Raw genomic sequence first — 13281 nt, forward strand, 5'->3', positions numbered from 1 at the left:
TTTTTCTATGGGGACAAGAGTGAGTTATCCGGTTGAAGTCAAACAGAAGGCTGTAGGAATGAGATTGGCGGGCGTGCCTATGAAAGAGATCATGCAGGAATTGAATATCAAAAATAAGACTCAGGTTCAGACATGGGTTAGATGGCATAAGGCTGGGGATACCCACCGATTCGAACAGCCTGTTGGAAAGCAATATACTTATGGAAAGGGTCCGGAGTATTCTTCTGAATTAGAGAAACTCCAGGCAGAGAATCGTTATCTGAGACAACAGAATGAAGTGTTAAAAAAGTACAACGAATTGGAAAGGAAGCTGATAGGGAAACGACAATCAAACTGGTAGAAGAATTGCGCAAGACGATGACGGTACAGGACATCTGTGTCCATTTAGATATTTCACGCACTTCATATTATAGATGGAGAAAGAATCTGACTAAGAGTAATCCTAAGATACGACTGGAGAAACAAATCGGCACGTTGTGCCGAGAACACAAGTATCGATATGGATATCGAAAAATCACAGCCATACTAAAAAAGAGAATAAGTATTAATCATAAATCTGTTCAACGTATTATGCAGAAAAATCAATGGCAGTGTCGGGTTAAGATGAAAAAGCGTAAAAAAAGTGGGCAGCCATATTCTGTGGTCGATAATATATTGGATCGGAACTTTCAGTCTGATCGCCCTCTTGAAAAACTGGTAACGGACATCACATATTTGCCTTATGGACAGAAACAATTGTACCTTTCCAGTATATTGGATTTATACAATGGAGAAGTGATTGCTTTTACGATTGGAGATAAGCAGGACACAGACTTTGTCTTAGACACACTTGATCAGCTGCCAACACTTCCTGAAAACTGCGTGTTACATAGTGACCAAGGTTCTGTTTATACATCTTATGAGTATCAGAAAGCTGTTAAAACAAAAGGCATTACCATGAGCATGTCCCGCAAAGGGACGCCCGCTGATAATGCCTCCATCGAATCGTTTCATTCCTCACTAAAGTCTGAAACGTTCTATCTTAACAGCATTGATCGAACTACGACCGCCATCGTAGAACGCACTGCCATAGAATACATTCATTATTATAACAATATTCGTATTCAAACGAAACTAAACAGCCAATCGCCGATACAATATCGGCAATTGGCTGTATGAAGGTGTTTTGATCCCTGTCTCAAAAACGGGGGTCAGTCCCCTGGGGCAAATGCTCTTTATTATTTTTCGTGTACGCCTGTTTTAACGGCTCTGACATGATACATACCGACATCCGTCCCAAGCATATAATCAGGTTTCGGCTTGCCTTGGTTTGCTTTGTGGGCCGCGATGTGGTCTTCGCTTTTTTCCCATTGTTTCCAATGGTCTTCTGACTCCCAGCGGATTAACACGACGACTTCTTCATCACCGCGGCGGACTTTTTTTTCCAGGACCGTTACGTCTATCAAACCTTCCTGCTTTTCAATCACGCCTTCTGAACTGAAGCGTTCGATTACTTTGTCGGCATGTCCTTCTTTTACGGTCATTTTTCTGATTTGCACGAACATCTGGCAACTCTCCAATCCTTTTCACGCTTTATCCAACATTTTAAATGAAAATGATTCTCAAAGTCAATTAAGATGCCTGACGGATTACGATTTCAGGAGAAAGACATGACCATCCTCATCTTTAAATTGCACGAAGCTGCCCCATTCCATTTGTTTCGGTTCATCTAAAAAGGTGATACCGTTCTTTTTCATCTGTTCGTATGCGGCAAAGACATCTTCACACTCAAATACGATAGAAGCCTTCATATGCTCGGCTCCTTTCATCATTGATTTCGGATAAATCACCAAATGAGTGGCGGCCCCTTTGGGCGCTACCTCAAGCCAGAAGGCGCCCGGGCCCATCGGATGCTCGGCGACAGTTTCAAACCCCGCTTTTTCCGTCCAGAATGTTTTCGCTTTTTGCTGATCATCAGTGTATACGGCGACTGTTGCGATTTTTTTGATCATCATACTGACCTCCTGTTTCATTTCTTTTATAGTGTATCCTCCTGCCGAAAAAAGCAATCAACAGCTTTAATGTGCAGGTTTTTTTAATTTCTCTAGTGCGATCGGCGATTCCGATTTATAATTTAGACAAAAGTACATATTCTTGAAAGAGGAGACGGCAGTGAACAAAGACCAATTACTTCATGATTATATTATTACACATTCGGCAGAGCTGACGGAAAAATGGCTCAAGCTGAGACGGAAGCTGAGAGGGCGTTTTTATTCTGCGGATCAATTAAGTGAGGAAATGAAACGGCTGCTGATCGAGCAGCATACCTTTACAAACACGGTCATCGCAAGCGCTTTTTTGGAGGATCCGGCCGTTTTTCAGCATAACAAAGAAAAATGGGCCGCACAGGTAGCGAAAAGCAGAGTGGAGCAAGACGCGGAGGTTCATGAGGTCGTTGAGGCGATCGGCAATTCAAGAACCGTCTTTTGGGAGGCGGTCACCCGTTTTATGGATGAGCATCAGGACATCGTAACAAACGAGGATGCCCGCCGCTGGAATCACCTTGTCAACGGCTCGTTTGATCAGCTGATGACGGATTTTACTGAACAGTTTCAGAAATTAATGATCGCGAGGCTGTCATCTCAGCAGGAGCTTATTTCCGAATTGAGCTGTCCGGTTATTTTGATCGCGGATACGATCGGCACTCTGCCGCTCATCGGATCGATTGATACGAGACGGGCGCGCGTGATTTTGGAGTCGGTGCCGGAAAACTGTGTCGCCAAACGGATCACAAACCTTGTGATTGATCTGTCCGGTGTGCCCATTGTCGATACGATGGTGGCGCAGCAATTGTATATGCTGTCGAAAACGTTATTTCTACTCGGCATCAGAACCGTGTTTTCCGGCATTCGGCCTGATGTGGCACAGACTTCTATCCAATTGGGGCTTGATTTTTCAGAGTATCAAACTTACGGCTCCCTGGAGCAGGCGCTCGCCAGCATGGGTGTCACATGTGTGATCGAGGAAGCAAAAGCATAGAAAAAAGGGTGCTCCGTCCAGAGGCGGGGCGCTTTTTTTGTCAGCGGAAAACAATGTAAATATGTCGGAACGTGAAGATTGCGTTCTTAAAAACAGCTATATGACGCCTTGGGAGTCGATTTCGGGATGACACGGTTTATATCAAAGCGAAGGAAGTGAAAGTTTTCGCAAAGAAAACATATCCAAAAATTGTGTAAATGTTATTGATTTCTGAATGAAAACATAATAGTATAATTATATATTTCTTATCAGAATAGTATGAATTAAAACGCTCATTGTCAAAAGACGAACGGCCAGACATAAAGGGGGAGCATGATGACGTCCAAAGGAAACGTAGATCCGCATGTGATCGAAAAGATTATCAGCGCGCTGGAAACGCTCGATTTCGGGACAGTTCAGATTACGGTTCATAATTCCCAAGTGACACAAATTGATAAGGTGGAGAAATATCGATTTTCCCTGAAGAGCAAAGAAGTAAAACAATCTTAAAAAACAGCCAATGACAGGAGGCGGTACATATGAAGCATTCAACTGTTCCTTTCCGGGAGAGCCGGTATCTGCACCTGCCCGAAGTGCGCTTTCTGCATTGGTGCACGAAGCAATACGGCATTAACAAAGGCGTGCTCAATACAATTGACGGCTGGTTTTATGATGCGGGCGTCATTCCGATTCCCGTCAGGCGTCTTTATGTGCTGGCATTTCTCGATTTCGCGAAAACGCCGGGGCAGAAGGGGAATATCCGATTCGGGCACGGCGGATTGACGAAAAAACTGCATGATTTCATGGATATGCAGGAATGCGCAGCAAAACGTCAGGCCTGACATCCTTAAAATCTTCTTAAAATCATACAAATTTCTCCCATTTTATTTATAATAGACCTATCAAGATCATTTTTTTGGGAGGACTTTTGACATGCAAACTGCTGCTTATGAGAGCAAACAATCTATTATGCAGCGCATTATAACGGTATTTGTGTTTACACTGTTAGTTGCGACAATCGGCCTGTATACGGGCCAGTTCATTCCGCCGGCATTGATGCTGCCGCTGTCGGTCTTAGAGGTCGTCATGATCATCGCCGCATTTTGGCTGCGCCGAAAAAAAGCCGTCGGATATGTGTTTGTGTTTTCATTCGCTTTCATTTCCGGAATGACGCTGTTTCCGATTATCAGCCATTATGCGTCCGCAGCGGGGGCCTATGTCGTATTGGAGGCATTCGGTTCATCGTTTGTGATTTTTGCGGTGCTCGGCACGATCGGCGCTAAGACGAAAAAGGACTTGTCGTTTTTATGGTCCTTCTTGCTTGTCGCTGTTATCGCGCTTCTCGCAGTGGGGATCTTTAATATTTTCAGCCCGCTGAATTCCGCCGCCATGATGGCGTATTCCGTCATCGGAACGATTGTGTTTTCAATGTACATCTTATACGATCTGAACCAGATCAAGCACCGGGACATCACGGCTGACCTGATTCCTTTGATGGCATTGACGCTTTATATCGACTTTATTAACCTGTTTATCAACCTGCTACGGTTTTTCGGAATTTTAAACAGTGATGATTAACCGCGCGAAAAAGGCGCCCTACTGAGAGGGGCGCCTTTTTATGTTCTGCCGCCGGAAAACAGCAGAAGCTTATCAAATAATACTTCAAGCATTTTTGTCAATTCCGCTTTTTGTTCAGCGGTGAAGCTTTCCATGACTCCTGAAATGTTGGAGAAGTGGCCGGGAAGAAACAGCATCAGCTTTTCTTTTCCTTCTTTTGTGAGTTCGATGCTGATTTTTCGTCTGTCGCCGGTATGCCGGCTGCGGTTTACAAAGCCGTCCCGTGCGAGTCCGTCGATCAATCCGGTGATGGTCGCTTTGGTGACATTGGATTTTTTCGCCAGATCTGTCGGACTCAGGCTGTGGCCGGGTGCGTCAAACAGAAACATTAAAATTTTGAATTTCCCTTCGGACAATCCGTGACTTGAGAAATAATGCTCCATGACCTGATTCATTTTTTTAGACATATCAAATAACGTCAAAAATGTTTTCAATGATTCAGCATCCATATCGGCGTAAATCTCAGCGCGTTCGGCAATCTGCGAGTAATCCGGCAAATGTCTCAACTCCATTTTTGTAAGCCTCCGTACCATTTTAGTGATTCAAAGTATAAGCTTGCCGGATTCAAAAGGCAACCTATAAAGATTGACAGTTTTTCAGCCTATATAGTAAGGTGGCTAATAGTTAATGAATAATAAATAAATAGAGAAGGCGGTATCGTGATGAACCATGAAGTGAAAAAGATCATCATAGCGGGCGGAGGGATCGGCGGCCTGTCCGCAGCGATTTCTCTCGGCAGAGCGGGTTTTGAAGTGACCCTTTGCGAGGCGGCGTCCGGCATGCGAAAAAGCGGAGCGGGCATTCTCCAGCCTCAAAATGCGCTGCGGGTGCTGCGGGAAATCGGTGTGTATGATGAATGCTGCCAACACGGCTTTCAAACGGAATGGCTGAAGCACCATGATGAAAACGGAACGCTGCAGTTTAAAGTGAGTGAGGCGTTTTTAGATGATTCATTGCCGGGGCGGAATAATATATTGCGGCAAACGTTAAACGATATCCTCAAAAAGCATGCTGAAGCGGCGGGGGTCAAGATTCTGCTCGGTAAAAAAGTCGTGTCTTACGAAGAAACGGCAGATGAAATAACGGTGCATTGTGCAGACGGAACCATGATGACGGCTGACATTCTCGCCGGCTTTGACGGCATCCGCTCCGCTGTCCGCAATCAAATGCTGCAAAGAGAAGTGAAAACAGAGTATCTCGGCATGGGAGCGCACAGATTTTACATTTCTTTTCCCGAGCCGGTTTTTCATGATTCGACACTGATGTATAAAAAAGGGCAGACGCAGGTCGGAGTCGTGCCGCTCTCTGAAAAAACAGGATACGTATTTATCATCCGGCCGTATGACGCTGACTTCAGGGATGACGAGGACACGCGTTTTGAACGGGTGAAAGACTTGCTGCGCGGAATTCCGGGAGTAAAGTTTGTGACAGAGAATATGTCAAAGGAATATCCCGTTTTGTTTCATAAGATTGAGCAGATGGCGGTCATAGAACCGTGGCACAGAGGCCGCGTCGTTCTGGGCGGGGATGCCGTCCATGCAGGAGCGCCGACATTGGCCCAGGGAGCGGCGATGGCGATTGAAGACGCGATTGTGCTTAGTGAAGAACTGCAAAAACACGAAAACCATGAAACTGCATGTCAATCATACTTCGAAAGACGGGCGGAGCGGGCATTACAGGTGCAGAATCTCTCATCTGAAATCGTCCGCCGCGAGATAAAGGGAACGCCCGGCGTCCAAGACATCATCAGTGAATGCTATCGGTTGCTCAAAGAGCCTTATTAAATAAAGAAAGTCCAGAACATGGCGTCTGGACTTTTGTCAGTCTTGTTCAGATTTATTCCGTATCCGTTCAATCACCTCATGCAGCCCCTCAGGCCTGTGAAACTCCACCGGCGAACTGCCTTTTTCAAACGAGATCGTCTCCGCCTCAATGAGCGCGACATAGCGCCCGTTCACTTTTGCGAGATGGATGGATTCGCCGAAATCAGCCAGTAATCCTTTAATCTCTGTTTCTCCGACTTTCATTTTCAGCTCGGCTTCCGGCGTGTGTTCAATGATCTGCGCGGATGCCTCGATGACTTGATGGGTGTCGAGGCGCTCCTGAATTTCCCGCTTTTCACTCGCTTCCCAAATTTCAATGTCGTGCTCAAACTGCTGAAGCTCTTCGCTGTTTTCTTCAAAAGTTTCATACACGTGTTCCTGCACCATGTTCATGACTTGGCTTTTCATGATTTCCGGCATCGATTCGCCGTATTCGACAAATTTGAGAAAATCTTCGAAATAACGGGCGTGCGAGGCCTGATGGATTTTCAGCTCATGCTCTTCCGTCATGCCTTCTTCCGGCATATACGGATATTGAATGCTTTTCATGTTTTTTGTCGTGATGGCCATTTCGACCTTTTTAATGAGAGACGAGGCGTCTGAGATGCGGGCGACCTTCGGCTCGAAATCGCATTTCATCATAAAGACGAATTTGTCTTCAAAATACTTGCGCGGAACGGCCGATGCCACGATAAAAACACCGCCGCGCACGGCGCTCGTGTCAAGGTAAGTGCGGACGAACTGCTCGCTTGCTTCGATAAATGCTTCCTTCGTATCCGCAAGTCTGGCACGGTTGAAAAGGTTGTAATTCGGATTTGAATCAAGCTCATGGCCCGGCTCCGTGATAAAATGGCCGATTTTTGTTGGGACTTGCTCGGATTGCGGATGCCGTTCGGCTTTCCGTTTGACGATTTTCTTCAATTCCCCGTCAAGAAAATCCTTCAGCTCGCTTTCTTCAAATTCTTCCGTGTCAAGGGTCTGGAAATGTTTGAACTGTTTGTTTGCCTGTTCGTCTTTTCCTTCCACTTGAATGACATAAAACGATAAAAACTTGATTTCAAAATCCATATGTGAACTCACCTTATTTCTGTATTTAACAAGCCTCTCCAGTATAGAAAAAACCGTTATCGATCGTCAATCCGATGATTGATCCGTGACGGCGGATAATCGGCCGGTGAAAAGGGCAATGTAGTTGGAAGGAACGCATCAATGTGTTAGAAAGGGTGTTATTCATGAAGGAAACAGGTCCGATTCCGCAGCCGAAGACATTCGGCCCGCTCGGCAATCTTCCTTTGCTTGATAAAGACAAGCCTACAATGTCGCTGATCAAACTGGCAAACGAGCAGGGGCCTATTTTTCAGCTGCATACGCCGGCGGGCGCCATTATCGTCGTGTCCGGCCATGAACTGGTGAAAGAGGTTTGTGATGAAGAACGGTTCGATAAAAACATTGAAGGAGCTTTGGAGAAAGTCCGGGCGTTTTCCGGTGACGGGCTGTTTACAAGCTGGACGCATGAGCCTAACTGGCGAAAGGCGCATAATATTCTGATGCCGACCTTCAGCCAGCGCGCGATGAAAGATTATCATTCGATGATGACTGATATCGCGGTGCAGCTGATTCAAAAATGGGCTAGGCTGAACCCGGATGAGGCCGTTGATGTGCCTGCTGATATGACCCGCCTGACGCTTGATACGATCGGGCTTTGCGGCTTTAACTATCGGTTTAACAGCTATTACAGGGAAACGCCTCATCCGTTTATCAACAGCATGGTGCGCGCCCTTGATGAAGCGATGCACCAAATGCAGCGCCTTGATGTTCAGGATAAGCTTATGATCAGGACGAAGCGCCAATTTCATCATGACATTCAGGCGATGTTTTCGTTAGTAGACAGTATTATCGCAGAGCGCCGGTCAGGCGGCCGGGATGAAAAGGATCTGCTGGCCAGAATGCTGAATGTGGAAGACCCGGAAACGGGCGAAAAACTTGATGATGAAAATATCAGGTTTCAAATCATCACGTTTTTAATTGCCGGCCACGAAACGACCAGCGGCCTGCTTTCCTTTGCCATCTATTTTCTGCTGAAACATCCCCGTGTTTTGGAAAAAGCCTATGAAGAAGCCGATCGGGTATTGACCGATCCCGTTCCTTCATATAAACAAGTACTGGAGCTTAGTTATATCCGAATGATTTTGCAGGAGTCATTGCGCTTATGGCCGACCGCCCCTGCGTTCAGCCTTTATGCGAAAGAGGATACGGTGATCGGCGGGAAATATCCGATCACGCCGAAAGACAGAATTTCCGTCTTAATTCCCCAGCTTCACCGTGATAAAGACGCGTGGGGAGACAATGCGGAGGAATTTTATCCGGAGCGGTTTGAACATCCTGATCAAGTGCCTCACCATGCGTATAAGCCGTTCGGAAACGGTCAGAGGGCGTGTATCGGTATGCAGTTCGCCCTGCATGAAGCAACTCTTGTTCTGGGGATGATTCTGCAGCATTTTACCTTTATCGATCACACCGATTATGAGCTCGATATTAAACAGACACTGACGATCAAGCCCGGCGACTTTCATATCCGGGTGCGGCCGAGAAATAAAGAAGCCGTTGCGGCTGCTCTCCCGGCGGCTGAAAAAGCGGCGGAAGACGTCGAAAAAGAAAAACGGGAAACAAAAGGCGCATCCATTATCGGGCTTGATAACCGACCGCTTCTGATTCTGTACGGATCAGATACGGGAACCGCAGAAGGCGTGGCGCGGGAGCTTGCCGATACTGCCGGGATGCACGGCGTCCGGACTGAAACGGCGCCTTTAAATGACCGGATCGGAAAACTGCCGAAAGAAGGAGCTCTCTTGATCATTACGTCCTCTTATAACGGAAAGCCTCCGAGCAACGCGGGACAATTCGTTCAATGGCTTGAAGAAGTCAAACCCGGGGAGCTGGAAGGCGTCCGGTATGCCGTCTTCGGCTGCGGTGATCATAACTGGGCGGCGACATATCAGGCTGTACCGAGGCTTATTGATGAGAAGCTTGCCGAAAAAGGGGCGGAACGCTTTTCCTCCCGAGGCGAGGGGGACGTCAGCGGCGATTTTGAAGGAAAGCTTGATGAATGGAAAAAAAGCATGTGGACGGACGCCATGAAGGCATTCGGTCTCAAGCTGAATGAAAATGCCGAAAAAGAGCGAAGTGCGCTGGGCCTTCAATTTGTCAGCGGGCTTGGCGGGTCTCCTTTGGCACAGACGTATGAAGCGGTTTACGCATCCGTTGCGGAAAACAGGGAACTTCAGGCGCCGGAAAGCGGCCGGAGCACAAGGCATATCGAAATTACTCTGCCGAAAGAGGCTGCCTATCATGAAGGGGATCATCTCGGCGTGCTGCCGGTAAACAGCAAAGAGCAGGTCAGCCGTGTTCTCCGCCGGTTCAATCTGAACGGGAATGATCAAGTGCTGCTGACGGCCAGCGGACAGAGCGCGGCTCATCTCCCGCTCGATCGGCCGGTCAGGCTGCATGATCTTCTGAGCAGCTGTGTCGAATTGCAGGAAGCGGCATCAAGGGCTCAAATCCGGGAAATGGCTGCTTATACGGTCTGCCCGCCGCACAAACGGGAATTGGAAGATTTTCTTGAGGAGGGGTTCTATCAGGAGCAAATCTTAACATCGCGCGTCTCGATGCTCGATCTCCTTGAAAAATATGAAGCGTGTGAACTTCCGTTTGAGCGATTTCTGGAGCTTTTGCGCCCGTTGAAGCCGCGGTATTATTCGATTTCAAGTTCGCCCCGGAAACATCCCGGGCAGGCTTCAATTACCGTCGGCGTCGTTCGCGGCCCCGCCCGGAGCGGTTTGGGGGAGTATCGCGGTGTCGCTTCGAATTATTTAGCGGACCGCGGCCCTGAGGATGGAATCGTGATGTTTGTCCGCACTCCGGAAACACGATTCCGGCTGCCGGAAGATCCGGAAAAACCGATTATTATGGTCGGTCCCGGCACAGGAGTCGCCCCGTTCCGCGGATTTCTGCAGGCCCGGGCGGCGTTAAAAAAAGAAGGAAAAGAGCTGGGGGAGGCTCATCTGTATTTCGGATGCAGAAACGATCATGATTTTATTTACCGTGACGAGCTTGAAGCTTATGAAAAAGACGGAATCGTGACGCTTCATACGGCTTTCTCCCGAAAAGAAGGCGTACCGAAAACGTATGTGCAGCACTTAATGGCGAAAGACGCCGGCGCTTTAATTTCCATCCTCGGCCGGGGAGGGCACCTCTACGTATGCGGTGACGGCAGCAAAATGGCGCCCGATGTAGAGGCAACGCTGCAAAAAGCGTATCAGTCGGTCCACGAAACAGACGAACGGCAAGCGCAAGAATGGCTTTTGAACCTCCAGACAAAAGGCATTTACGCAAAAGATGTTTGGGCGGGGATTTGACCGATTTGATGAAAAGGACTGGATGACTCCAGTCCTTTTTTTACATCAGCAAAAAAACCTTCAAGTTTTTCAGCCCCTTTGCATACAATAACTTCAGCCCGCCTGTTGGGCGGCTGTCTTTGATATTCATTTTTCGTTTTTAGAAGTTTGTGTTATTCTTATATTTGGTATCTCCTATTTTCAGACCGGGTCTGATACGGTACCTTTTAATGCCAGAAAAAAATGTGAAACGAAGAACGGATATCCTGCGTCTAATGGCTGGCGGGATAAGATGTTCAATGGGCATGACACGAATGATAAATATATCGTTTTTTTAAATGGTGTGTTTATGGGGCTGTGTGATGCTTTCGTTTTGCTCGGAAAGCAGGAATTGAAGCAAAAAGTAAGAATACAGATTTAAAGTGTTTAGGAAAGTAGAGGTTGCCATGAAGAAATTATTTTCTTACAGACTTAGTTTTTTTGTACTGGCTATTATTTTGTTTTGGGCCAAAACGTATTTAGCCTATCATGCTGAATTCAACCTTGGGGTGAAGGGTCCGACGCAGCAGTTTCTGCTTGTGATCAATCCGTTCTCAAGCGCCATTTTCTTTTTAGGACTGGCATTGTTTGCGAAAGGCCGCAAATCAGCGATTATCATGGTGATTATTGATTTCATCATGACGTTTATTTTGTATGCAAATATCCTATTCTATCGATTCTTCGATGATTTCTTGACATTCCCGAACTTAAAGCAATCCGGTAATGTGGGAAATATGGGAGACGGCATCTTCAGCATTATGTCCGGCCATGATATTTTATACTTTGTTGATATTATTATTTTAATCGCACTTCTGGTGTGGAGACGTGAGCTGAAGGAATTCAAGCTGAAAAAACGATATACGTCATTAATTATCGTGACGGGTATTGTTTTGTTCTTCGTGAACCTGGCGATTGCCGAAGAGGACCGCCCGGAGCTGCTGACAAGAACGTTTGACCGCAATTACATTGTAAAATACTTAGGCCTTTATAATTACACGATTTATGACGGCGTACAGACGGCGCAGACGGAATCCCAGCGGGCATATGCCAGCAGCGATGACCTGACGAGCGTTGAAAACTACACATCGTCGCATTATGCGAAGCCGAACGCCGAGTATTTCGGCAAGGCCAAAGGCAAAAACATTATTAAGATTCACTTGGAAAGTTTCCAATCGTTTTTGATCAACTACAAACTTGACGGAAAAGAAGTCACGCCGTTCCTGAATAAACTCGCCCGCGGCGGAGAGGACATGACGTACTTTGATAACTTTTTCCACCAAACGGGCCAAGGTAAAACATCTGACGCCGAGCTGATGATGGATAACAGCCTGTTCGGACTGCCTGAAGGGTCAGCCTTCGTGACAAAAGGGGAAAACACGTATCAATCGCTTCCTGCCATCCTTGACCAAAGTGAGGGCTATACAAGCGCCGTTTTACACGGTGACTACAAATCATTCTGGAACCGTGACCAGATTTACAAACATATCGGCTACGATAAATTCTTTGACGCCAGCACATACGATATGTCTGATGACAACCTTGTCAATATGGGACTGAAGGATAAACCATTCTTCAAAGAATCCATTCCGAAGCTTCAATCGCTGAAACAGCCGTTCTACGCGCATTTGCTCACGCTGACGAACCATTATCCGTTTACGCTTGATGAAAAAGACGCAACGATCGAAAAAGCGAAAACGGGCGACGCGACTGTGGATGACTATTTCCAGACGGCGCGTTATCTCGACGAGGCGCTTGAACAGTTCTTTAAAGATCTGAAGTCATCCGGTTTATATGACAACTCGGTGATTATGCTTTACGGAGACCACTACGGAATCTCTGAAAACCATAACCGCGCGATGAAAGAAATTCTCGGCAAAGAAATTACGCCTTATCAAAACGCGCAGAATCAGCGTGTGCCGCTTATGCTTCGCATCCCCGGCAAAAAAGGCGGGGTGAACCATACGTACGGCGGTGAAATGGACGTTGTGCCGACGATCCTTCACTTGGAAGGCATCGATTCTAAGAAATATATTAATTTCGGCACCGATCTCTTCTCGAAAGACCATGATGATACGGTGACGTTCCGTAACGGAGATTACGTCACGCCGAAATATACTTCCATTTCCAATGTCGTATACGATACGAAGACAGGAAAAGAACTGAAAGGCAATCAGGAAACGAAAAACCTGAAAGCCAGAGTCACAGAGCAGCTGAAGCTGTCTGACAGCGTGATGTACAAAGACTTGCTCAGATTCCACAAATTGAGCGACTTTACGCCGGTTGATCCGTCTAAATATCATTACGGCAAAGAAAAGCTGAATCAGGATAATAAATAATAGAAAGAGCCTTACGGAATTTCCGTGAGGCTCTTTTTTTGTGTGTATCTTCACCAATCTGAAAAAAGAGAGAGC

12 protein-coding genes are annotated in these 13281 nt (G+C 46.7%); 8 read left to right on the forward strand and 4 right to left on the reverse strand.

The window, feature by feature from the left end; genetic code table 11:
* Window positions 1–7: 7 nt before the first annotated feature.
* A protein-coding gene (locus NYE62_RS03625) for an IS3 family transposase (protein WP_222835235.1) occupies window positions 8–1158 on the forward strand; the annotation gives its coding sequence in 2 pieces (ribosomal slippage) (window positions 8–281 and window positions 281–1158; 1152 coding nt in all).
* Between the two features lie 59 nt (window positions 1159–1217).
* On the opposite strand, the gene hmoA is transcribed toward NYE62_RS03625, so the two are convergent.
* Window positions 1218–1544: a heme-degrading oxygenase HmoA gene (gene hmoA / locus NYE62_RS03630; RefSeq protein WP_003155696.1), complete on the reverse strand. Its 327-nt coding sequence runs from the start codon at window positions 1542–1544 to the stop codon at window positions 1218–1220.
* A gap of 84 nt (window positions 1545–1628) precedes the next feature.
* A complete protein-coding gene (locus tag NYE62_RS03635; protein WP_007408938.1) occupies window positions 1629–1991 on the reverse strand; it encodes a VOC family protein in 363 nt (120 codons plus the stop codon).
* 160 nt (window positions 1992–2151) lie between these two features.
* On the opposite strand from NYE62_RS03635, the gene NYE62_RS03640 reads away from it, so the two are divergent.
* The 4 genes from NYE62_RS03640 to NYE62_RS03655 all read left to right on the forward strand — a co-directional run bounded on the left by NYE62_RS03640 (window position 2152) and on the right by NYE62_RS03655 (window position 4575).
* Window positions 2152–3018, forward strand: a complete 867-nt coding sequence (locus NYE62_RS03640; RefSeq protein ID WP_007408939.1) for an STAS domain-containing protein — start codon at window positions 2152–2154, stop codon at window positions 3016–3018.
* A 315-nt stretch (window positions 3019–3333) separates the two neighbouring features.
* Entirely contained in the window at window positions 3334–3507 is a 174-nt protein-coding gene (locus tag NYE62_RS03645) for a YezD family protein (protein ID WP_003155693.1), read from the forward strand.
* Between the two features lie 29 nt (window positions 3508–3536).
* Complete coding sequence (locus tag NYE62_RS03650) at window positions 3537–3839, forward strand: hypothetical protein (protein WP_007408940.1); 303 nt, start codon at window positions 3537–3539, stop codon at window positions 3837–3839.
* A 91-nt stretch (window positions 3840–3930) separates the two neighbouring features.
* A complete protein-coding gene (locus tag NYE62_RS03655) occupies window positions 3931–4575 on the forward strand; it encodes a Bax inhibitor-1/YccA family protein (protein WP_007408941.1) in 645 nt (214 codons plus the stop codon).
* Between the two features lie 38 nt (window positions 4576–4613).
* Here NYE62_RS03655 and NYE62_RS03660 read toward each other — a convergent pair whose 3' ends face one another.
* Entirely contained in the window at window positions 4614–5126 is a 513-nt protein-coding gene (locus tag NYE62_RS03660; RefSeq protein ID WP_122503772.1) for a MarR family transcriptional regulator, read from the reverse strand.
* A 150-nt stretch (window positions 5127–5276) separates the two neighbouring features.
* On the opposite strand from NYE62_RS03660, the gene NYE62_RS03665 reads away from it, so the two are divergent.
* A complete protein-coding gene (locus NYE62_RS03665; RefSeq protein ID WP_342497249.1) occupies window positions 5277–6398 on the forward strand; it encodes an FAD-dependent oxidoreductase in 1122 nt (373 codons plus the stop codon).
* 36 nt (window positions 6399–6434) lie between these two features.
* Here NYE62_RS03665 and NYE62_RS03670 read toward each other — a convergent pair whose 3' ends face one another.
* Complete coding sequence (locus NYE62_RS03670; RefSeq protein WP_209387983.1) at window positions 6435–7505, reverse strand: DUF3900 domain-containing protein; 1071 nt, start codon at window positions 7503–7505, stop codon at window positions 6435–6437.
* A gap of 164 nt (window positions 7506–7669) precedes the next feature.
* Between NYE62_RS03670 and NYE62_RS03675 the strand changes: the two genes are divergently transcribed.
* Entirely contained in the window at window positions 7670–10852 is a 3183-nt protein-coding gene (locus tag NYE62_RS03675) for a bifunctional cytochrome P450/NADPH--P450 reductase (RefSeq protein WP_342497250.1), read from the forward strand.
* A gap of 425 nt (window positions 10853–11277) precedes the next feature.
* Window positions 11278–13206 carry an LTA synthase family protein gene (locus NYE62_RS03680; protein WP_003155677.1) on the forward strand — a complete coding sequence of 643 codons (1929 nt, stop codon included), beginning with the start codon at window positions 11278–11280 and terminating at the stop codon, window positions 13204–13206.
* Window positions 13207–13281: the final 75 nt, after the last annotated feature.

The sequence above is a fragment of the Bacillus sp. FSL K6-2861 genome (assembly GCF_038630725.1).
GTDB lineage: Bacteria > Bacillota > Bacilli > Bacillales > Bacillaceae > Bacillus > Bacillus velezensis.

Bases quoted from the DNA above. Each gene is read 5' to 3' on its own strand.
- NYE62_RS03655 (WP_007408941.1), top strand. From the start codon at position 3,931: ATGCAAACTGCTGCTTATGAGAGCAAACAATCTATTATGCAGCGCATT.
- NYE62_RS03680 (WP_003155677.1), top strand. From the start codon at position 11,278: ATGAAGAAATTATTTTCTTACAGACTTAGTTTTTTTGTACTGGCTATT.
- NYE62_RS03670 (WP_209387983.1), bottom strand. From the start codon at position 7,505: ATGGATTTTGAAATCAAGTTTTTATCGTTTTATGTCATTCAAGTGGAA.
- NYE62_RS03635 (WP_007408938.1), bottom strand. From the start codon at position 1,991: ATGATCAAAAAAATCGCAACAGTCGCCGTATACACTGATGATCAGCAA.
- NYE62_RS03665 (WP_342497249.1), top strand. From the start codon at position 5,277: ATGAACCATGAAGTGAAAAAGATCATCATAGCGGGCGGAGGGATCGGC.
- NYE62_RS03650 (WP_007408940.1), top strand. From the start codon at position 3,537: ATGAAGCATTCAACTGTTCCTTTCCGGGAGAGCCGGTATCTGCACCTG.
- NYE62_RS03645 (WP_003155693.1), top strand. From the start codon at position 3,334: ATGACGTCCAAAGGAAACGTAGATCCGCATGTGATCGAAAAGATTATC.
- NYE62_RS03675 (WP_342497250.1), top strand. From the start codon at position 7,670: ATGAAGGAAACAGGTCCGATTCCGCAGCCGAAGACATTCGGCCCGCTC.
- hmoA (WP_003155696.1), bottom strand. From the start codon at position 1,544: ATGTTCGTGCAAATCAGAAAAATGACCGTAAAAGAAGGACATGCCGAC.
- NYE62_RS03660 (WP_122503772.1), bottom strand. From the start codon at position 5,126: ATGGAGTTGAGACATTTGCCGGATTACTCGCAGATTGCCGAACGCGCT.